The organism is Gelidibacter sediminis, assembly GCF_004364975.1.
Taxonomy (GTDB): Bacteria; Bacteroidota; Bacteroidia; order Flavobacteriales; family Flavobacteriaceae; genus Gelidibacter; species Gelidibacter sediminis.
In genome coordinates, this window is the sequence record NZ_SOBW01000008.1 from 841,706 (window position 1) to 862,709 (window position 21,004).

Below are 21,004 nucleotides of genomic sequence, written 5' to 3' on the forward strand. Positions count from 1 at the left end.
TCAAGATTTGGATGGTGGAAATGTTTATGTTTTAATTTCAGATTTAAAATTTCGTGAAATTCGTGCAATTCGTGTCCAATAGAATCAAGACCGCTTCGCTGCTAGAATCAAGAATCAAGACTTGGTTGGTGGAAATGTTTATGTTTTAATTTTAGATTTAAAAATTCGTGAAATTCGTGCAATTCGTGTCTTATAGAATTAAGACCGCTTCACTGTTAGCATTTAGAATCTAGATTTGGTTGGTGGAAATGTTTATGTTTTTAGTTCAGATTTAAAACTTCGTGAAATTCGTGCAATTCGTGTCAAAAAAACACGCACTTCATTAAAGATGCTTTACAATTGGAGTTTCGTAACTGTATATTTCTTGTGTTTTCTCAAAGTAGATGTATTAGAAACATGAATTCGCGCTTCAGCTCATCAAAAAATCACGTATCTTTAGCATTCTTATAAAAGCTAAAATCCCAATGAATTTATGAAGTATGTGATGTCATTACTGTTTGTCGTCTTATTATTTGGCTGCAAAGAAGTGAATTCTAATGACGAAAATAAACTACGAAAATTTGTAGAACAATGGAATGAGGCGCATACACTTTTAAAATCGCCTTATTTAGCACCTAATTACATGAATGTGGTCTCCTATTACGGGAAACAACGCACCAGAGCACAAGTCATGCAGGACAAAAAGATGCTATTTGAACAATTTCCTGATTATACCCAAAGTATTTTAAACGATGAAATTGAAGTCACGGAAGAGGCAGGAAAATATTTGGTGACCTTTACCACACACGTTAGGTATAACGGAATAGAAACTGATTACGATTCTTATCTATCAGTAACAATTAAAAACGGCGATTTTAGAATCCTACGAGAAGGCGTGGCTGAATCAGGTAACAATTTGGATGCTCCTATTTTTCCGAAGGCACGCGAAAATAATCGCATTATCGCTAATAAAAGGCAGCTTTTTGGCGATTTTAATGGCGATGGATTATCAGATTATGCCACGGTCATTTCCCCAGAAGTAATCTCAACTGAGACGACTGAAGGTCAAAATAACGATGGCGTAAAATGTAAAGGTGGGTGTGAGAGCATTATCGTTTTTAGTAGTAGCGACTTAGAGAATATCACCATAAAAGGAGCGTACAAATCGGAGCTAGAAAACCTCAAGGACCTGAATAGAGATGGTGCTGATGAGATTGGCTTTTGGGATATCAAGCCCACATCCAAGACCTTATACGTGTTTAATGCCACCAATGGCGCCTTACTTACCCAACCGATTTTTATTAACACCACAGTGCATAAAGGCTTAAAACTTATTGATGTTTTTAAGAAATCAGGTGTCAACAAAATTACGGTTACCCGCAGTGTGGAGCAAGATGGCAAATGGGCACTAAAAAGCCAAATTATTATGTTGGACTAGACTTTTATTTCGATTCCCAAAGTAATTTTCTGGCCGTTCCATAGTTCCCCAATTGATACAGCGCTAAAGTAGGGGCCATAAATTTTGTTGGACGAAATTTATGAGTCTCTAAACTATCTAAAACGGACGTATCTGCTACGCCTAAACTGATGTGCGGATTATAGTTTTCATAGCTGTGATCACTCACAAACTTCGGTACGTAGGCAAATGTAAAATCGTCAATAGGCGTTCCATCCTCATTTTGCACATACGATGCTTGGGAACCATTGCTCAAACTGAACGGTTCTAAAATTTTAATCACCTTTTCATGTAGTCGCATGAGCGGTTCACTTTTTTCGATCCCCATTGAAGCGAAACTTGCTTCTTGGCCCTTATTATATTGGAGTTTGTCCACCAAAAGGGTCTCATTTTCTATGGTTTCATAAAGCCCCTCGAGTACTTTTTCTATTTCAGGCACATCGCTTTCATTGACATAGGCCTGTATTAGGGTGATGTGGGGAATATGTTGAGCGTCTAAAGTAAAATTGTTTGGATTGTTTTCTAACACCGATTTGTTCAAAGCAACCGCTTGATTATATACGTCTTGGGGAAGCGTGAGAAGTACATCGATAGCGATGACGTTTTCTTGCTTTTGTCCACAGGAATAGGTAAGGGTCAGGATTAAAAAGGAAATGATCAGGTACTTCAACTTCATATTAACACGTAAATTAATGCGGTCAAAAATAACCAAAATGTGACACATTCCCTTTTTTAAGGCTTTAATAACGCACACTTCGTTGTTAGCTTTTCAACCAGGAACATTTTAATTGTTATTGATTAAGCATCCAAAACCACAGTTTCCTTTTTCGCCGTTTTATTAATTTTTAATTGCAATAAAAACACCATCGCTATAAACGCCACTCCAAAAATGAGCAATAACATTATGATTTCTGAGGATACGGAGGCAAAATCGCCACCATAAAAAGCTATTTTACGAAATGCACTCAAAAATTGCGTCACCGGAATAAACTGCGCCACACTTGCAATAACCTCAGGAATTGCAGCCGTCGGCCAGGTAAATCCGCTCAAAATAAATGCAGGCGTAGAGATGACCATCAATAATTCGGTTGCTTTTAACTGACTAGGGATGGCGATAGAAAATAACATTCCAATAGCCATAGACGCCAAGGTCAACAAGATGGTTAGGACCAACATTGGGAAATTGAAAATATCTGCCGTAATCTTAAAAAATGGGAAAAATGAGCTAACAATTCCCCAAATAAAAGGCAACATGATTAAAAATGGTGTCGCTTTTAGTAAAATAAGGTATAACGACGACTTGTGATTTTTTACCAAATTCGCAAAATACCCATCTTCAAAATCTCTTGAAAACGCCAAAGCCATTGCTAAAAATATAATTTGTTGCATAATAGCAGCCATAATCCCTGGCAACATAAACGTCACATAGTTTCCGGTAGAATTATAGAGTTTATTAAAGTTGATTTTAAAACTTTCGAAGGATGCTTTGGCCTGGTCTGGATGCATGCCTTGTTTTTTAAGCCCTTCAATTTCAATCCCTGCATTCATCGTCATCAACACCGTGTTAATGTGATTACTTGCCGTGTTGGCGTTCACGATATTGGCCATGTTCAAATCTACACGAATTTCAGGGTGCTTCTTTTGTAGCACGTTCTTTTCAAAATCGGTAGGAAAGGTAATCACTGCCGCATATTGCTCGGTAGGCATTTCGGCAACAATATTCCCAGAAGTTGGGCGCACATCTTTTACAAACAAACCTTCATTTGCTATAAACGCATCAATAATTTGATCGGTTACCGGACTGCGGTCTTGATCTACAATAACAATCGGTAAATCTTTAACCTTGGCCTGTTGGTATACAAAGCCGAACAAAATTCCGTACCCAATTGGGGCTCCGAAAAAGATAGCCATCAATACGCTATTTGAAAAAATACGCTTGAATTCTACCTTAAGTAAGCTTTTGAAATCTTTCATGGGTTACTATTTGATAAGAATGGTTGCGTTAGTATAAAACTGTTGTTTGGATACATCTGATGTTGGCACCACTTTCAATTCATAGATAGACTCAGACAAGTTGTATAAAGGCGCCGTACTGGTAATGTCAGCATACTGTGCCATTTGTTTAATAGCGACAATTTTAGCGCTTGTCTCATCTTTTGTATAAGGATTGATTAACGTCAATTCCTGACCCAATTTGAAGTCGTAAATTTTAGATTCCGGAATGGTAAATCTGAAATACAGACTGTTGGTTTTGTAGCCATTAAACATGGTATAGCCCGGCGTTAACAATTCGCCTTCCTCTAAACTTATGGTCTCCACAGTCATATCTGCTGGGGCAATCATATATTGTTCATCAGAGGCTGACAAGACTTCTTCCTTAGCACCTACGGCACGGTCCAATTGGCCTTGTGCCTGTGCGATTTGTTCTGAACGCGCTCCTTTTCTAACCTCATCACGCTTTGCTTCCAAAGCTTTTACTTGAGCTTTAGCCATATTGAGTTTCATACGTACCTCATCAAATTGCTGTTGACTCACCAGCGAATCCTGATACATGTTTTGCAATCTGTTATACGACTCTTGGGCAAACTCCAATTGCGCTCTACCAGAGTTTAATTGGCCTTCAATTTGGTTCAACTGTTCAATTGTAGCGCCGTTAGTAGCCAGATTTAATTGACCTTTGGCAGCCGTTATAGCTCCTTCAGCCTGTGCAAGTTTTGCATTGACTTCAGGGGTATTCATCAATGCTAGTGTATCACCTTTTTTAACCGTTTGACCTTCTTCAACGTAAATTTTTTCAATTCGTCCACCAATTTTGCTGCTAACAGCAATGGTTTCAAATTTCACTTTTCCACGGTTGGAAGTTATTTTATCGTTTTTACAAGCGTTTAAAGAGAGTAGGGCAAAAGCGCCTAAAAGTATGTGTGTATATGTTTTCATGTCTTAAGTTGTTGTAGGGTTAGTAAGTGAGGATGCCTTTGGCGTGTAACAAATCGGCTACAGCACGGCGTTCGTTAAAATAGGATTCTTGTAATTTAAAATTGGCTTTTTCAACATCATTTAATGCATCAAGCACATCGTTAATGGACGCTAAATTGTTTTTATACTGTTTGTTGATCATTTCGTAAGTGTCATTTGCCAATTCAATTTCTTTCTGCACAATTGTGGTGTTTTGCAGTGCCGCCTGATATGTTAATTCTGCTTTTGTGATACTCAAAGCAATCATCTCTTCAGCATCTTCTATTTGGTCACGGTATCTTTGACTTTCCAAAAGCGTTTTTTTGCTGTTCAATCGGGATTGGTTGCCATCAAAAATCGTCCATCGCACACCTGCACCAATAAACCACTTAGGATCTAGGAGCGATAAATCGTCTTCAATAAATTCATAATGACCTTTTACCGCAATTTTCGGAATAAAACTGCTTTTCTCCATTTTGGCTTTGTATAGGGTCGCTTTTTCAGCTTCTTCCAATGCCTTAATTTCGTTGCGCTTTTCAACGTTAGCGACTTCTGAAACTGCAAAGGATTGCAATTCTGGATCTAACAATCTTAAATTTTCTTTCGTTTCGCCTGTCAATTGGTGTAGAAGTTCAATAAGTAAGATGTTGTTGTGTTCAAACTCTAATTGTTTGCCTGCCAATTGCTGTTGTGCCAATTCAATTTTTTTCCTGCTGATAGGTGTCGCCAAGCCATTTTCAATCGCTTTTTTCACATAAAACACCTGTTCGTTTAAATAGTCTTCAGATGCCGAAAGGACTTTTTTAGAGGCTTTTACCAAGGCTAATTTGTCATAAGCTTCAATAATTTGTAAAGCGACTTTGTCTTTTTCGGCTAGTCCTACATAGTTTAGGGACGATTCTTTATGTCGACTTGCCTTTAGGGCGTTGGTCGCTTCGAATCCGCTAAACAATACCCAATCTAAATCCACCGACGATTTTAAAATGTTTTTATTTTGAAGGTTGGGAACTTCTGTTAAAGGAATATTTTCAGGAAACGGTGTATTAAATGGAATCCCAATAGCATCCTTAATGACCAATTTCTGAGTCCCAATCAGTAAATTCCGAGTGTTTTCATCAAAGGTAATGTCGTCATTCAGCCTTGTGTAGCTCCCGTTAAGAGTGATTTTTGGCAAGAAAACAGACTTCGCTAATTGCTGATCTATTTGCGCTTGTGCGGCATCAATTTGATTGGAATTGACCTGATGATTCTTAGTGATGCCTTTTTGAATCAATTCTTTAAGTACAGGATCTAATTGTTGTGCTGAAAGTGACGATGGGACTGCAATTGCAACAACCATCAAAAATAATCTTAAGACACTGTTTTTTAAATTCATTAGTAAATGGTTTTAAATACTAGGCAAAATTACGTATCAATATCTTGATTTCCTTTGACCTATGTCAAAAAAACGGAGGTAGGTGTAAGGTTTGAGGGTGTAAGTTGTAGGTTTGAAGTGGATTTCAAAATGTTGATTAGTGAATACTTTACTTACGGATGCGGCTGAGGGTTTCTTGGGTCATGCCCAAATAAGAAGCAATATGGCCAAGCGGTACTTGATGGACAATATCAGGGAATTCGGCCAACATATAATCGTAGCGTTCTTTGGCGGTTTGAAATTGGATGGCGTTGAGCTTATTCACAATTTTAGTGAGCATTTCTGTTGTCACTAATCTTCCTAATTTTTCCATCTTGTGGTATTTTGCAAAGAGTTGGTCTATGTCTTTTTTTGATATGCTAAATACCACGGAATCTACCAAGACTTCCAAATTGTACAAGCTTGGTGTTTGTTGAAAAAAACTGTCGGCGCTGGTCATAAATTTTCCAACTCCAAAAAACCATTGGGTAATTTCTTTTCCGTTTTCATTAGTGTAAAAACTTCGGCCCATACCTTGTTCTATAAAATATAAGGTTTTGCATATATCACCTTGATTAACGAGTAGCTGGCTTTTAGATACAGTCTCTTTTTTGAAATGACTTTGGATGTCATTCAATTCTTTATTTGTAAAAGGAACCAAAGTGCCAAGAAATTCATATATGCTCATAGTATAGTGCTAAACCTTATTAATATTGGCATTTGACAAGATAGGTAAAAATGTAAAACAGCAAAAGACACTAATAACAATTACTGTTTTTTATTAAAAACTGATCACTAAAATAATCATCAAACCCAAGGAAATCTTCCCCAAATACATCTGATTCAATCTCTTAATTTAAAAGTTGGACAGCATGTGCTAAACCAGTTTTTAAAACTTATTTTAGACATATTTTTTTTACATTGGATTAATTGACTCATCAGTATAAGGACTGGTATCACAATAAATAGAATCTCTCACACCATCTAAAAACAAATGCCTAATTTTGCAGTCATTTGTTGACAGAGCTTCAAAACTTTCCTTTCCAGTTAAATTTAAGACATCGCAGAATATAGCCATTTAACGATTTGGCTTAAAAATATTATGTTGATGATGGAAGTATTGCATGTCAATTAAACGCATCAGGACATTAAGGTATTCTTTATTCATGAAGATATGTACACACGAGACTCTAACGGCTTAAACAAGGCTTCACGAACGCTATTGCTAATAGGCGTATTATTTGTGGCTATCAATCTTAGACCAGCCCTTTCTAGTATTGGTCCCTTGGTAGATCTGATAAGTCAGGATTTTGGATTATCAGATACGCTACTCGGACTGCTCACTACCATACCACTAATAGCATTTGGCATTGTATCTACCATCACACCTCTTTTTACCAAACGTTTTGGCATTGGAAACACTTTGTTAGCCGCCTTAATTTTACTGACTTTAGGCATTGTAATCCGTTCTATAGCGGGTGTGTTTGGGTTGTATTTGGGTACCATTTTATTGGGTATTGCCATTGCGTTTGGTAATGTCTTGCTCCCTGCGTTAATCAAACGAAACTTTCCTCATAAAGCAGGATTTGTGACCAGTTTATATTCAGGTATCATGTCTCTAGGGGCTGCAGTCGCGGCGGGCCTAAGTTTTCCTTTGGCTGTAGAATTTAATTTAGGTTGGCGAGGCTCTTTAAGTGTGTGGGCGGTATTGTCCATAATAGCATTAATCATATGGATTCCTAATATTAAACGGCTTGACCGATCCGTACCTAGCAGAAGTTTTAAGGTGGCCATGAAAAGGTTAAGCAGTTCAGTATTGGTGTGGAAAATGGCACTATATATGGGACTCCAGTCTTTGACGTTTTATGTGATTTTGGCTTGGCTGCCTGCCATTCTTATGGATAGAGGTTTTGACGCCTCCTATGCAGGTTGGATGTTGTCACTGTCTCAGGCCACTGGAATTATCGGTGCTATTGTAATTCCTATTTGGGCCGGTTCAAGAAAAGATCAACGCTTGATTATTGTGTCTTTAATAATCATTGAAGTAGTGGCTTTGGTTGGCTTAATTTTGCCAGGCATGGCTTTGGTGGAGCTTTGGGTTGGACTTATTGGATTAGTGCTTGGAGGCACTTTTGGATTGGCCTTATTGTTAATTGTTTTGCGTTCAAAAGATGCTGAAACAGCTGCCGAACTTTCTGGAATTGTACAATCTATTGGGTATCTGATTGCAGCAACTGGCCCGTTTATTGTTGGCCTCATTTACGACCTAACACAATTATGGGATTATGCTTTGGCACTTTTAGTTGCTGTTGCAATAACCAAGTTGGTTATGGGTATTGATGTAGGTAAAGATAAAAAGGTTTAACATTTAATGAGTTGTCTTTAAAAATTTGGCCATCTGCATGTAGTGGCTAACGTGTGCCTTTGACATCAGTATTTATTCATTTCTGATCTATCGTTTATAATCTTAAGCATTTACTAGTGCGCTTCACAATCATAATTTAAAAATTTATTTTAGTTTCATAATTATTGATTATCAATGTTTTAGTGGTCATAAATTTTTATCTTTAGAGGTAGTAACTCTTATATGACTTCTAAATTGAAACACTATTTTATACCCATTTTGTTGTTGTGTATCTCTATGGCCAAATCAAACGCGCAAAATGGAGCCTTATCGAGTGATGAAGCATACGCTCAATATAAGAATATAAGTGATTCCATGGCTATTTCATTCCCTGAAGATGATATAAAAACATTCAGGCGATCATCTTTTAATGAAACCCAATTGGAAAAATATCTATCCATGCATTTTAAGCGGATGGATCTCCTATCCCATATTAAAGGACATCATATTTTTGTGCTAAACAGTTATCTGCATTCTGGCAATTGGTTTAAAGCTATAGGTTTCCCGAAGGAATCCATTAAATCCTATCAAAGTTTCTTTCTTCATTATCAGTTGGTAGAACATGAGTTGTCTGAAGAGGATAAAAATGGTTTTAATGTGATGCGGTTTTTTGCTCATGGTATTCTTGCTGAAAATTATGCCAATCTTGGACAAATGGATAGCGCTGAACAGCAGCACCAACTGAATATGGACTTTACCCGCAACCTTGATAATTTCTATTATCCTTCGGCTATTAACAATTATGGATTGCTCCTGTATTGGCATAAAAAAGAATTGGATTCAGCCCTTCATTATTTTCAGAAAGCTTATCAAATCACAGCATTAAAATTCCCTACGCACACATTAATAGGGAGTATACGCGATAATATTGCAGATGTTTATGTTGAACAAAATCTTCATGAAAAAGCGCAACCGCTATATGCTCTCAATTTCGATTTTTATAAAACAGCAATTAATGAGAGAACCTTAAAAAAGGATATACCCCGCCTAATTAGTGCTGGCGCCCAATTGCTGACAAGTAATATTCAATTAAATAGGCTAGGGGCCGCACAGCAAATTTATGAAGATTTAGAAACCATTGTAAAAAATCAGGAAAATTCCAATTCTATCCAACCTGAATCCTATTTAGAATTTTTAAAAGCAAAACAATACCTTTTACAGCAACAACATAAAATTGACGCTGCATACACCACTGCAAAACATATTTATGCGTATTCTGATAGTATTCATAAAGTTGCCGCCATAACCGATAAACGTTGGCAAGAGGAGTTTAATGACGCCACTATTGATAGAATTGCGCTCAATTTTAAAATTGATCAAATGGAAAAGGAGAATAAAATTAAAAGCCAGAGTGCAAAATTAAAGTTAATAGGATTGGTCTCCTCCGTGTTTATTTTACTCTTACTGATTCTGTTTTTAAGCAGACGCCAACATTTGGTCAATGCCAAGACCAAACAATTGCTGGCCGAACAGCAATTGGAAAATTCAGCCTTAAAGGTGAAGCAGCTTCATTCTGAAATTAAGTCTAAAGAACGCGATTTATCAGATTTTGCAATTAGCTTAACCCAGAACCAAGAGTGGACCAAACATCTTGCAGAACATTTAGAAGCGATTAAATTAGCCCCACCTGAAGATCGCGATGTGCTGTTGGAAGCCTTAGATCAGGATATTAATAATAAAATAAGTTTTGATAGTGATACACGGGAATTCTTTGAGCGCTTAGACAAATTAAGTGATGCATTTTATAGTAAACTTACCTCGCTGTATCCTAATTTAAGCAAAAATGAAATCAGATTATCTTCTTTAATTCGCTTAAAGATTGAAAGTAGAAGTATTGCTACGCTTCAAAATATTACTATGGCTTCACTCAATACAAGCCGTTATCGGCTCAGAAAAAAACTCGATCTTTCTGAAGATGTCGATCTTGACACTTTTATTCAAAATTTGTAAATTCTTATAAAACAGCCATTTTGGAGCCTAAATCACTGGTTGTCTATTAAATGTCTATGGCTTGTATATCAGCTGTCTATACTCATTCTAAAAATTTACAGTCCATCTTTTTTAATTTAGTGCTGTCCTAAAATCAGAGTTACTCCCTCAAATTTCCTAAGTGTTCTTAGCGTCACACCTTTGTATAATTTTAAAACACCTTACACTCATGAAAACAAGTATCCTCGGTTTAGTATTTTTAGGAATGACCAGCCTCATGCCCGCACAAAATGATTTTGCAATGGTTACACCAGAGTATAGCCATAGCGTAACCTCTAACAAACCCGTTGTTAAAAACGGTCAGTATTTATCGAAAATGACGTTGCAACCTGAAGCTGTGCGCGTTATTAAATTACAGTCCATAGCAGCCAACTATGACATTAGTGCAAAGTCTATTTACAATGCAAAAACATCACAAACGTATTCGGTAGTTATCAAATCAGCTGAAAATTATATCAAAGCCATTTATGACCATGATGGGACCATCATTAAATGTGAAGAGTTTTACAACAATGTGAGAATGCCCTACCAGATCAGCAGCGAATTGGCAAAAGAATATCCAGGTTGGGAGTTTCATAAAATCCATTACACCATTGATTACGCTTTAAATGAAACGCCAATCTTTGTGTATGAGGTCATATTAAAAAAAGGGAAAACCTCTAAAAAAGTTCAAATTACACTTTAAATATTTTGGATTTTGTTATGATGCTCGTGAATTAGGGCATATGTATGGCGTACACGATACGTTGCTCAGTGTTACTCAGCAATAAGACTATAGAAATTAAAAAAGGCTGTCCTATTTAAAAGACAGCCTTTTTTGATGTTCAAAAAGTGAGCATGCTATTTCAAACTTTCTAGTAACTTTTCTGCTACCAACTCAGAAGACGCTGGGTTTTGACCAGTAATCAAATTCCCATCTTGAATGGCATAAGCTGCCCAATCTTCTTTTTTAGAATAGATCCCGCCATTTTTACTAAGCATATCTTCCACTAAAAAAGGAACAACATCAGTTAATTGTACAGCCGCTTCTTCAGTATTTGTAAATCCAGTCACCTTTTTGCCTTTGACTAATGGATTGCCTTCAGCATCTTTAACGTCTTTTAAAGCCGCAGGTGCATGACATACAAAAGCAATAGGTTTCTTCTGACTGTTGAATTTTTCAATTAAAGCAACAGATGTTTTATCATTTGCCAAATCCCATAAAGGACCGTGACCACCTGGATAAAACACGGCATCAAAATCATCCGGATTCATATCTGCCAATACTTTGGTGTTTGCAATTAATTTTTGCGCTTCGGCATCATTATCAAAACGCTTCGTCGCTTCTGTAGCCGCATCTGGAGCATCACTACTTGGGTCAATTGGTGCAGCACCACCTTTTGGCGTTGCAATAGTAATGTTGGCACCTTTGTCTAATAAAGTGTAATATGGGTTTGCAAATTCTTCAACCCAAAACCCCGTTTTTTTTCCTGTATCTCCTAATTTATCGTGAGATGTTAATACAAATAAAATGTTCATGTCTTTTTTATTTTTAATGTTATTCTGATCTTCTGAAACGATTTCAGAAGCTGATTTAGTGTGATCCTCTTTACAACTAGATGTGGTAATGAGGGTTAAAATTACTGCGAGTGATGGTATTAGTTTCATAACTTAATAGGCCATTTTTACAATCTTCTCAACTTTATCCGGAGAAAGATTTTGATGTTCTCCTAATCCTAACCAGCCGCGTTCTGTAAAACGTTTTGAGATCGTTTCCGCCGTACCTTCGTAATCTTTAGTGTAATCAGATAGTTTTGTGTCTATTCCCAATTCGTGGAAAAATGCCACTGTACGTTCAATAGCTGCATAAGCTTTATCATCGGTACTTCCTTCAGTGATATTCCAAACACGTTCACCATATTGTGCCAATTTTTCTTTCTTAGCTTCAAAATTATACTTGTAATGGCTTGGAGCAATGACTGCTAAAGTTCGGGCATGGTCAATTCCGAATAGTGCGGTTAATTCATGGCCCATAGCGTGAACAGCCCAATCTGTAGGAACTCCTTTTTGTAACAATCCGTTTAAGGCCATGGTACAGCTCCACATAAAGTCGGCAGCCGCTTTATAGTCCGTTGGATCCTTTATTACTTTTGGAGCCACTTCAATAATGGTCTGTAAAACGCTTTCTGCAAAACGATCTTGTAAAAGTGCACCGTTAGGATAGGTCATATACTGTTCTAGCACGTGGGTAAACGCATCGGTCAATCCGTTGGCCAATTGACGTTCAGGAATGGAACTGATCACTTGCGGATCTAAAATGGAAAATTCCGGAAATAATCCAGGCCCGCCCATAGCGAGTTTTTCTTTAGTTTCTGCCCTGGTAATTACTGCGCCTGAATTCATTTCAGAACCTGTTGCAGGTAAAGTCAACACCGTTCCAAACGGCATTCCTTTTTCGGTTTTAATGTTTTGGGTTAAAATATCCCAAGGGGTATCGCCTTCAAATAGGGCAGCAGCCGATAAAAATTTGGTGCCATCAATCACTGATCCACCACCAACGGCGAGTAAATAGGTGATGTTTTCATACTTGATAACCTTTAAGGCCTCCATCAACACGGCGTATTCCGGATTGGCAGGAATGCCGCCAAACTCAATGACCACAAAGTTTTTTAATGCAGATGTAACTTGATCATAAATGCCGTTTTTCTTAATACTTCCACCACCATAGAGTAATAGTACTTTGGCATTTTTAGGAATTTCATTTTCTAGTTTTGCTATCGTGTCCTTTCCAAAAATGATTTTGGTCGGGTTTTTAAATTCAAAATTGTTCATTATTTAATGTTTTTTTTAGTTAATTATAGTTTAACAATCATTTTCCCAGTGTTTTTACCTTCAAATAAGTCGATAAAAGCAGTTGGGATATTGTCAAATCCTTCCACGACTGTCTCAGTGTAGGTCAATTTATCTTCAGCTAACCATTGTGATAATTGTGTCATGGCTTCTGGAAATTTCTCAGCGTAATTAGACACAATAAAACCTTGCATCAGTGCACTATTCTTTACCAAAAATGGCTGTACACTCAAGCCTTTAGGAAGTTGGGTATTATTATATACAGAGATGGCACCACAAATGACCATTCTTGCAAATTTGTTGATGCTAAAAAATACTGCATCAGAAATGGGGCCGCCAACATTGTCAAAGTAGATATCAACACCGTTCGGCGCTGCTTCAGCAATGGCAGCCGGCATATCTTTGGTCGTGTTATAATTGATTCCTGCATCAAAACCGAATTTCGATTTGAGCATCTCAATTTTTTCATCGGTACCTGCAATGCCTACCACTCGTAATCCGAGGAGTTTGCCAATTTGACCTACTACCGAGCCAATAGCTCCAGCAGCTCCAGATACCACTAGAGTTTCTCCAGCTTTTGGTTGTCCTATTTGGGTTAAGCCTAAATAGGCGGTCAAGCCGGTCATGCCTAAAATTCCTAAATACGCACTTAAAGGTGCTTTAGATGGATCGACTTTTAAAAGACCTTCACCACTGCTTATTTGTTGGGTTTTCCAATCGAGCATACCAGAAACATAATCACCTGCTTTGAATCGCTCGTTTTTGGAAGCAGTTACCTTAGCTATAACACCAGAATGAATTGGTTTGTTGAGTTCAAAAGGTGGTACATAAGATTTTGCGTCGCTCATGCGACCTCTTAAATAAGGGTCTACGGAAACATATACGGTCTCTAAAAGGAGTTCCCCATTGGCAATGGACGACTCGGTATTGTCAGTAACAAATTCGAAATCTGCTAAAGTAGGGGTTCCTTTTGGTCTGTTTTTTAATAATATAGTCTTGGTCATGATATGTTGTTTTTAGTTTATAATTGTTACTAAATCAGCCATAGGTTTTCGCACCTTAACCAAATTTACCAACCAATCTTCTTCTTCTTCTTTTCTATAGCCTAAGGGCAATAACACTGCGCTGCGTAATCCTTTTTCACGAAGCCCTAAAATAGTGTCTACGGCCTCCGCCTCGAAACCTTCTATAGGCGTCGCATCTACACCTTCAAAAGCAGCCGCTATAATGGCTTGCGAAAAGGCAATGTAGGCTTGCTTTGCAGCATGATGATAGTTTTCTTCAGCATCTTGTTGAGGATAGGATCCGAGCAACATCTGACGGTAATTCTCCCAGCCCTCATTTTTAAATCCGCGAATCTCGTTGGTCAAATTGAACATATAGTTGATCCGATCCTCAGTATACGTATCCCATGCCGCAAAAACGAGTAGGTGAGAACAGTCTGTAATGACCGATTGATTCCAAGCTACCGGTCTGATTTTCTCCTTTAACTCTTGATTTTTAATCACCATGATCTCAAAGGGTTGTAGGCCACTTGAGGTGGGCGCCAAACGGGCTGCTTCTAAAATGTGTTCAATTTTATCTTCAGGAACAGCCTTGCCATTCATTGCTTTTGCGGCATAACGCCAGTTCAATTTATCTAATAATTCCATATCTACGTTATCGTACTATTTGTTTATAATTTCAGCTCTAATAAAAGCTTCTTTTAAAAGTTTAATTCTGTTACACAACGCCTATTTGCAATACTCCAGACCACAAATCTTAATACTTAATTCTCAATACTCAATTCTTAATACTGCTCCAAGCCGATTGATAGGCATCTTCTAATTGTGAAGCCTCCAACTGAAATGCGCCACGTTTTTGTGCCATCATTAAAAATGACAACGGATTGATGGCATAGGCATACAATAAATAGTTGGACATGTTTTTGATCAATCCTTCTTTTTTACCGCGTTCCCAAAGGTCGAGTAGGGGTTGTAAATGTTTGATGCCTTCCTGCAAACTTGGTTCGTCTATAATTGGAGTGTTATCACATTGCGCCAGAAACATTGCGTTTTCAGATTCGTTGAGTTTAAAATCGGCAATGCGTTTCCAAATAATCTCAAAACCGTGTTCTACAGACATATCAGTAGTATAAGTTTCAAAGGCATAACTGGTGTACTGCGCTTTGACGTCGATATAGGTTTTGTTGACTAAATCTTGCTTATTTTCAAAATATAGATAAATGGTCGCCGGAGAAACATTGGCCATTTTCGCAATCTTACTCATAGGTGTTGCGTGAAAGCCATTATTGTTTACCAACTCAATGGTGGCCTTTATAAGCGCGTTGCGTTTGTCAATACTTTTTTGAAGTTGTGCCATGTTATCTTTAAATCTGATACAAATATACAATAAAAATGAACGTTCATTCTTTTTTTAACAAAGGTTTAGGGTTCCAGGTCTAAGTGGTCCTAATGGAATCCTATTAGGATCACTGTTTTAAGGAACCTAGAACCATATACTTAAAGTTATTTTTGGGCCCTTATGCGTGCCGGTGCCTCGCGCTTTAAGATGATAAATAGGGTCGTAGAGGCGAACAGCAGGAGGAGATACCAAGAATTTCCAACCAAATCAACATAACTGATTTTGCCATTGGCGAAACTTAAAATCATCAATACTTGCGCGCCATAGGGTAACAGTCCCTGGGTGATACACGCAAAAATGTCTAAAGTGGAGGCCGTTTGCTTAGGGTCTAGGGCATAATCATCATTGATAGATTTAGCGATGGCACCAGAAATGATAATGGCCACGGTATTATTGGCAATGGCGAGATTGACGCTCGACACCAAGGCGCCAATCCCAAATTGGGCGGTTTTTTTGTTATTGATTACCGTTTTTATGTTGACCAATATAAATTCGATACCACCGTTAAAGGCAACCAGCGCTGCTAAACCACCCGTTAATAAGGAGAGCAGAAATATTTCGGTCATATTGGTAAAGCCGGTGTAGGCGATGCGGGTGAATTCAATGATCGAGAAATCGCCATAAAACAAGCCTAATAGTCCTGCGGTAATGACGCCCAACACCAAGGTAACAAACACATTGACTCCAATGATAGATAGGATGATCACCATCAAATAGGGCGCTATTTTTAAGGCCGAATAGCTGTAAGCTACCGTATCTGAATCAGTTGGTTCCAACGCCAAACCTTGATAAATAAGAATACCGATAGTCGCCACGGCAGCGGGAAGAGCAATTTTGATATTGGCTTTAAATTTGTCGCTCATTTTGACGCCTAAAGATTGGGTGGCCGCAATAGTGGTATCGGAAATGACTGATAAGTTATCGCCAAACATAGCCCCGCCCAACAAGGCGCCACAAAGGATGCCCAATGAGAAGTCGCCCGTATCCGCAAAGCCAATGACGATAGGTGCCAAGGCAACGATAGCACCCACCGACGTTCCGGTAGACACAGATAGAAATGCGGCAATCACAAATACCCCAAAATAAATATACTGGCTACTAATCAGGTCCATACCCAGATGCACAATAGTATCTACACTTCCGGTGGCTTTGGTGACCGCGGCGAAAGCTCCCGCCAGGAGGTAAATCATACACATGGTAAGAATCTTAGGATCGCCACAACCTTCTAAAAGTGTCTTGATCTTAACTTCTACGGATTGTCTAAACAGTAAAAACGCCACTAAAATTCCGGCGATGACGGCAATAGGCGCGGGGAGGGCATAAAAATCATCTTGGATGATGCCAACACTTAAAAAGGTGATGATAAATACAAAAAATGGGATTAAAGCTTTAAAACTGGGGGTCACTGTACTGGTCATGAGTCTGTCTTTACAGAATCGCAACGGGAGGAGGATAGCAAATAATGAGGACATGGGATAACGTTTGTTCCAAAGTATTTGGCTTATCTATTTAGCACCTTGCTCGTTAATGCAGGTTGCTATCTCTCTATGAGATTCTTGATAATTAAGTGGGCAAAAGTAAGGGATTTTTTATAGTAAAAATGAAAAGGTTGGAGAATTTTCAAGAAGAATCTTCTAGTACTAATTGTGAAAAATTACCAGATTGAGATTTTAATTAAAACCTACAATTATGTCAGATCACGTAAAAATCCATATTCCCAAAACTGTAATATCTTTGTTCTTTTTTTTTGTTATATAACTATGGAAAAAAAAACTTTAAAGATTTCTTTTGTGCATGTTAGCAATAAATCCATTTTAGTGGTTGGTATAATCTTTATTAAATAGTTTTTCTTAAACTTTATACTCAAGGTTCAATTCGCTAGAATCGTCTAAAATATATTTTAACGTATATTTTTCCAATATCCGAGATTTTTGTTAAGAGTGGCAATATAAATCTTAAAATAAAATTTGTTCTATAATTTATATTATGTAAAATAGAATTTCATAGCAGAAAGAATGGCCTTTATTCCTTGCCATCTTCCAATGCACTCACCCGACCTGTATATTCAATTGAACTTCTGGTTGTGGACTGTACGTTGATCGTGCTTCTTAAATTTGGGTATAATGTAATTCGCATATCGTAATGTTCGCTGTTGCGGTATTTGTCATCAATCCTAAATCGAATCTCTACAGCGTGCTTAGCATCGTCTTGAATAACTTCATACGCTTTAGGCACATCATCAAACTCAATACTAGTTTTATTGGCATTATAACCACCACCAAAATTCTGTTCACCAAAAAATGGCAAATAACCGCTAATACTATCGCCTTTAATGGTCAATTTATTGGCGTTTGTGGTCAAGTCAATATTGTTGGCGTTATTGCCAGGACCTAAAATATTTGAATTGGCCACTCTACTAAACGCTGCAGATGCAAATGGTGAAGCACTGTTGGAGATAATCACTAAAGATCGCGAGTCGACTAATTCCTTTAAGTTTTGATAGGCAATATCATCCTGTGGTGTAAACTCTTTGGATGAACCACATGCTATTAGCACCAAAAAGAGCGCGCTATAAAGAAGTACATTTTTCATAGTTATTAATTTACGAATTTTTTTGGAAGTGATTCCGATGGTTTTACTAAACTATTCTTAAAATTTTGTTATGAGAAAAGAGAAGTTTTGGACACGAATTTCACGAATTGACACTAATTTCTCTGTGGAATTCTGTGTATCTCTGTGTAACTATTTCTTAGAAAAGAGAGAAGAGTAAAAAGTAAAGAGATGTTTTGGACACGAATTTCACGAATTGACATGAATTGATATATATTGAATCCCAAGATGTACTCTGGTGATACCCTTAAATTACTGTTTTTCCGCATCATTCGTGACATTGGTGAAATTCGTGTCAAAAAAACATTTATTTAATTTACACGAGTTTTTCTCTGTGGAACTCTGTGTAACCTCTGTGGATCTCTGTGTAACTTTTAGAAAAGATAATAGAAAGAAGAGACCACCTTTGTAGTACCATCGTGTCAAAAAAAAAGAGCATCCACAGTGTCCTGTAAATGCCCTTTCATCTTAAATATTCTTGTTTTATTTTGGATCTAAAATCAATTCAATGCGTTTTATGGCATCTTGATAGTGGTATTTTGTCTCCGTTTGAGCCACTGAATTTTTGCGGTTAATCAATTGATTTTTCAGAGTGTTCAACTCCCCTCTCACTAACGCTCTAACGTCTGATTGGTTAACATTATAATACGATCCCCATCGACTTGGTTTCAATTCTTCAGTCATCAAATAGGCCATTCGGTCTATATAAGCACGCTGTAAGTTACGACGGTAAACATCAACACTTTGGTGGCTAGTGAGTTCTTTCCAAATGCCTTTACGCATGTCTTGCAACAGTTCCAACGCCGAATAATTTTCAGTACTAATTGCTATGCCATCAATTAATCTGCCCATCACGTCAAAATCTAGAATATTATTTAAATGTCTGGCCTGAGCGTTTCTAAACCTCTCCGTATACCCCGTGTGGTCTATATTTTGAAGAATTTGAAAGTCAATCATCCATGTAGGTGTTGCAAAAGTATTGGTTTGTAACCATGCCATGGCCGCCTTTTGGTCGGCTTTAGGAGCAGCAGTATAAATGACACCACCTTGCTGCGGTCGTTTGGTGTTTTCATAAACCCCACCAATATGTGTGGCAACATGACCAATATAGCGGTTCCAAACCCCTAACAACTCCCCTTGCAATTCTTTCAAATCTTCATAATCATTGGTCTTATCGCTGGTCCACTGCGGTAAATTTGCTGCAACATATTGCAAATTTTTGAGTCCGTAAGTACTCGCTTTAATAGAATTGTTACCAATATCTTCCGTTTGTGACGACGGATCAAAACGACTGCTCTGTTTGCCGTATTTAAATCGTGGATCATCAGCTTTATCCAAAATCCACTGATTCAAGGTTGGCTTCTCCCCTTCTGTGGTTGCGCCTGGAATAAAGCGGTAGCCCCAATTGGTGACATAATGATCATACGGTCCCATCTGACGGATAAAGCGTATATTCTGATCGCCTGGTTGGGCAATATAATTATAACGGGCATAATCCATTAAACTCGCAGCAATGCCATGTTCTTGAGTGAACGCACCATCCCGATAACTTTCTACATCGTAAGCGTTACTAGCCGCCATATTATGAGGAAATCCTAAGGCGTGACCTACCTCATGCGCAATAACCATGCGCATCATTTCCCCTATTTCTTCATCGCTCGTTTCTAAAGTACGTGCAGACGGATTGGCAGCACCAGTCTCAAGCATGTAACGGTTTCTATATGAACGCAAATGGTTGTGGTACCATATGATATCACTTTCAATAATTTCTCCGGTGCGCGGGTCCGATACACTCGGGCCTACAGCATTCCTTGTAGTGCTCGCCACATAACGGACTACCGAGTATCGGATATCTTCAGCGCTAAATTCTGGATCTTCTTCATAAGTTGGAGGATCTTTCGCAATAATGGCATTTTTAAAGCCTGCGGTTTCAAATGGTTTTTGCCATTCTTCAATCCCTTGCTTAATGTATTTGCGCAGCTTTTCAGGGGTGGCAGGATCTAAATAATACACAATTGGTTTGATGGGCTCTACCAACTCTCCTCTATTATAGGCCGCAAGATCTTTAGGTTCCAATCGCCAGCGACGTATGAATGTTTTTTCATCAGCTTTCAAAGCTTCACTACTATAATCAACTTGACTAACCGTAAAAAAACCAACCCTTGGGTCAGCAAGTCGCGGTTGCATGGGCACTGTAGGTAATAGAACCATAGATTGATTCATCTGTAAACTGATAGTTTCCGTTTCAGGTAACATAGGTGGTTTTGAAGCATTGTACGTAAAGTCTTGAACGATTTCAATATTCAGAGGAAAACTTTTTGCAGAAGTGATAAAACTTCTAGAGTCATCCAAGTTGCGGACCTTATAGGTATCACGTAAGCTTGCCGATAGACCGCTGATGGCTTTAACATCGGTACTGTAAAATTTGGTCACATCAATAACCACTGCAGATGAATCTTTGTTAAAAGCTGCAATATCAAATGCATATAAAGTAGGTTCGTAATTATTTGCCTTTACGGAAATATTGATGGGCAAACTGTCATGAGCAACTGCGTTATATGATTTGACCTTGATGAGTATCTTATCCTGAAACCGTTCCCAAGTAATTAACTGTTCATTAGCCTTTGACCCTGCATTCATATAACCACCACCTAAATTAGACGGTAATTTTGCCATACGGCTCACCAACAGCATATCCTTATTGAGCAAACTATCTTGGATTTCAAAAAAATACTTATCCTTTATTTTATGGATTTTGAACAATCCATCATCTGTAACAGCCTCCTTTGTTATGACTTTGTCATAAGGCCTGATGGCGTCCTCTTTCTTTTTTTCAGGTGCCGGTGCGGTGACCTCATTTTTAGATTTTTTCTTCTTTCTTGCAGATTGTGACTGTACGTTAAGCGGATTGAGGAGCCCTCCAAAAAGTAGTGCCCACAGACATAATTTTTTCATTAAATGGCGTTTTTATTAAGGTTCATAAATA

General features: G+C 38.0%; 17 protein-coding genes and 1 riboswitch. Of the genes, 4 read left to right on the forward strand and 13 right to left on the reverse strand.

Translation table 11 applies throughout. The annotated features are described in order from the left end of the window. Positions 1 to 472 precede the first annotated feature (472 nt). On the forward strand, positions 473 to 1,417 hold the full coding sequence (locus BXY82_RS10425) for a hypothetical protein (protein ID WP_133758136.1): 945 nt from the start codon (positions 473 to 475) through the stop codon (positions 1,415 to 1,417). Positions 1,418 to 1,421: 4 nt separating this feature from the next. Here the strand turns inward: BXY82_RS10425 and BXY82_RS10430 are convergent, their stop codons facing one another. The 5 genes from BXY82_RS10430 to BXY82_RS10450 form a co-directional block, all read right to left on the reverse strand. Next, the gene (locus tag BXY82_RS10430; protein WP_166643291.1) at positions 1,422 to 2,111 is read right to left on the reverse strand and encodes a 2'-5' RNA ligase family protein; all 690 of its coding nucleotides are present in this window, start codon (positions 2,109 to 2,111) and stop codon (positions 1,422 to 1,424) included. Between the two features lie 122 nt (positions 2,112 to 2,233). Beyond that, entirely contained in the window at positions 2,234 to 3,409 is a 1,176-nt protein-coding gene (locus tag BXY82_RS10435; protein WP_133758138.1) for an ABC transporter permease, read from the reverse strand. Positions 3,410 to 3,415: 6 nt separating this feature from the next. After that, positions 3,416 to 4,372, reverse strand: coding sequence for an HlyD family secretion protein (locus BXY82_RS10440; RefSeq protein ID WP_133758139.1), 957 nt, complete (start codon positions 4,370 to 4,372; stop codon positions 3,416 to 3,418). A 19-nt stretch (positions 4,373 to 4,391) separates the two neighbouring features. Then, entirely contained in the window at positions 4,392 to 5,765 is a 1,374-nt protein-coding gene (locus BXY82_RS10445; protein ID WP_133758140.1) for a TolC family protein, read from the reverse strand. A gap of 148 nt (positions 5,766 to 5,913) precedes the next feature. Continuing rightward, positions 5,914 to 6,471 carry a Crp/Fnr family transcriptional regulator gene (locus tag BXY82_RS10450; RefSeq protein ID WP_133758141.1) on the reverse strand — a complete coding sequence of 186 codons (558 nt, stop codon included), beginning with the start codon at positions 6,469 to 6,471 and terminating at the stop codon, positions 5,914 to 5,916. A 486-nt stretch (positions 6,472 to 6,957) separates the two neighbouring features. Here BXY82_RS10450 and BXY82_RS10455 point away from each other — a divergent pair, with 486 nt between their 5' ends. The 3 genes from BXY82_RS10455 (at position 6,958) to BXY82_RS10465 (ending at position 10,861) form a co-directional block, all read left to right on the forward strand. Continuing rightward, positions 6,958 to 8,148, forward strand: a complete 1,191-nt coding sequence (locus BXY82_RS10455; protein ID WP_133758142.1) for a CynX/NimT family MFS transporter — start codon at positions 6,958 to 6,960, stop codon at positions 8,146 to 8,148. Positions 8,149 to 8,424: 276 nt separating this feature from the next. Beyond that, entirely contained in the window at positions 8,425 to 10,137 is a 1,713-nt protein-coding gene (locus BXY82_RS10460; protein ID WP_166643292.1) for a transcriptional regulator, read from the forward strand. A 208-nt stretch (positions 10,138 to 10,345) separates the two neighbouring features. Continuing rightward, entirely contained in the window at positions 10,346 to 10,861 is a 516-nt protein-coding gene (locus BXY82_RS10465; protein ID WP_133758144.1) for a hypothetical protein, read from the forward strand. Positions 10,862 to 11,016: 155 nt separating this feature from the next. On the opposite strand, the gene BXY82_RS10470 is transcribed toward BXY82_RS10465, so the two are convergent. The 8 genes from BXY82_RS10470 to BXY82_RS10505 form a co-directional block, all read right to left on the reverse strand. After that, the gene (locus BXY82_RS10470; RefSeq protein WP_208293693.1) at positions 11,017 to 11,823 is read right to left on the reverse strand and encodes a type 1 glutamine amidotransferase domain-containing protein; all 807 of its coding nucleotides are present in this window, start codon (positions 11,821 to 11,823) and stop codon (positions 11,017 to 11,019) included. 3 nt (positions 11,824 to 11,826) lie between these two features. After that, entirely contained in the window at positions 11,827 to 12,987 is a 1,161-nt protein-coding gene (locus BXY82_RS10475) for an iron-containing alcohol dehydrogenase (protein ID WP_133758145.1), read from the reverse strand. 23 nt (positions 12,988 to 13,010) lie between these two features. Beyond that, on the reverse strand, positions 13,011 to 14,009 hold the full coding sequence (locus BXY82_RS10480; protein ID WP_133758146.1) for an NADP-dependent oxidoreductase: 999 nt from the start codon (positions 14,007 to 14,009) through the stop codon (positions 13,011 to 13,013). Positions 14,010 to 14,021: 12 nt separating this feature from the next. Beyond that, positions 14,022 to 14,657: an NAD(P)H-dependent oxidoreductase gene (locus BXY82_RS10485; protein WP_133758147.1), complete on the reverse strand. Its 636-nt coding sequence runs from the start codon at positions 14,655 to 14,657 to the stop codon at positions 14,022 to 14,024. Between the two features lie 130 nt (positions 14,658 to 14,787). Next, complete coding sequence (locus BXY82_RS10490; RefSeq protein WP_133758148.1) at positions 14,788 to 15,366, reverse strand: TetR/AcrR family transcriptional regulator; 579 nt, start codon at positions 15,364 to 15,366, stop codon at positions 14,788 to 14,790. 146 nt (positions 15,367 to 15,512) lie between these two features. Then, positions 15,513 to 16,826 carry a Na+/H+ antiporter NhaC family protein gene (locus BXY82_RS10495; RefSeq protein WP_133758643.1) on the reverse strand — a complete coding sequence of 438 codons (1,314 nt, stop codon included), beginning with the start codon at positions 16,824 to 16,826 and terminating at the stop codon, positions 15,513 to 15,515. Between the two features lie 53 nt (positions 16,827 to 16,879). Then, a riboswitch (SAM-I-IV-variant riboswitch) is annotated at positions 16,880 to 16,976 on the reverse strand. Between the two features lie 454 nt (positions 16,977 to 17,430). Further along, positions 17,431 to 18,000, reverse strand: a complete 570-nt coding sequence (locus tag BXY82_RS10500) for a DUF4251 domain-containing protein (RefSeq protein ID WP_133758149.1) — start codon at positions 17,998 to 18,000, stop codon at positions 17,431 to 17,433. A gap of 501 nt (positions 18,001 to 18,501) precedes the next feature. Continuing rightward, complete coding sequence (locus BXY82_RS10505) at positions 18,502 to 20,973, reverse strand: zinc-dependent metalloprotease (protein ID WP_133758150.1); 2,472 nt, start codon at positions 20,971 to 20,973, stop codon at positions 18,502 to 18,504. Positions 20,974 to 21,004: the final 31 nt, after the last annotated feature.

Coding starts and splice junctions, on each gene's coding strand:
- BXY82_RS10425 (WP_133758136.1), top strand. CDS start 473: ATGAAGTATGTGATGTCATTACTGTTTGTCGTCTTATTATTTGGCTGC.
- BXY82_RS10430 (WP_166643291.1), bottom strand. CDS start 2,111: ATGAAGTTGAAGTACCTGATCATTTCCTTTTTAATCCTGACCCTTACC.
- BXY82_RS10435 (WP_133758138.1), bottom strand. CDS start 3,409: ATGAAAGATTTCAAAAGCTTACTTAAGGTAGAATTCAAGCGTATTTTT.
- BXY82_RS10440 (WP_133758139.1), bottom strand. CDS start 4,372: ATGAAAACATATACACACATACTTTTAGGCGCTTTTGCCCTACTCTCT.
- BXY82_RS10445 (WP_133758140.1), bottom strand. CDS start 5,765: ATGAATTTAAAAAACAGTGTCTTAAGATTATTTTTGATGGTTGTTGCA.
- BXY82_RS10450 (WP_133758141.1), bottom strand. CDS start 6,471: ATGAGCATATATGAATTTCTTGGCACTTTGGTTCCTTTTACAAATAAA.
- BXY82_RS10455 (WP_133758142.1), top strand. CDS start 6,958: ATGTACACACGAGACTCTAACGGCTTAAACAAGGCTTCACGAACGCTA.
- BXY82_RS10460 (WP_166643292.1), top strand. CDS start 8,425: ATGGCCAAATCAAACGCGCAAAATGGAGCCTTATCGAGTGATGAAGCA.
- BXY82_RS10465 (WP_133758144.1), top strand. CDS start 10,346: ATGAAAACAAGTATCCTCGGTTTAGTATTTTTAGGAATGACCAGCCTC.
- BXY82_RS10470 (WP_208293693.1), bottom strand. CDS start 11,823: ATGAAACTAATACCATCACTCGCAGTAATTTTAACCCTCATTACCACA.
- BXY82_RS10475 (WP_133758145.1), bottom strand. CDS start 12,987: ATGAACAATTTTGAATTTAAAAACCCGACCAAAATCATTTTTGGAAAG.
- BXY82_RS10480 (WP_133758146.1), bottom strand. CDS start 14,009: ATGACCAAGACTATATTATTAAAAAACAGACCAAAAGGAACCCCTACT.
- BXY82_RS10485 (WP_133758147.1), bottom strand. CDS start 14,657: ATGGAATTATTAGATAAATTGAACTGGCGTTATGCCGCAAAAGCAATG.
- BXY82_RS10490 (WP_133758148.1), bottom strand. CDS start 15,366: ATGGCACAACTTCAAAAAAGTATTGACAAACGCAACGCGCTTATAAAG.
- BXY82_RS10495 (WP_133758643.1), bottom strand. CDS start 16,826: ATGACCAGTACAGTGACCCCCAGTTTTAAAGCTTTAATCCCATTTTTT.
- BXY82_RS10500 (WP_133758149.1), bottom strand. CDS start 18,000: ATGAAAAATGTACTTCTTTATAGCGCGCTCTTTTTGGTGCTAATAGCA.
- BXY82_RS10505 (WP_133758150.1), bottom strand. CDS start 20,973: ATGAAAAAATTATGTCTGTGGGCACTACTTTTTGGAGGGCTCCTCAAT.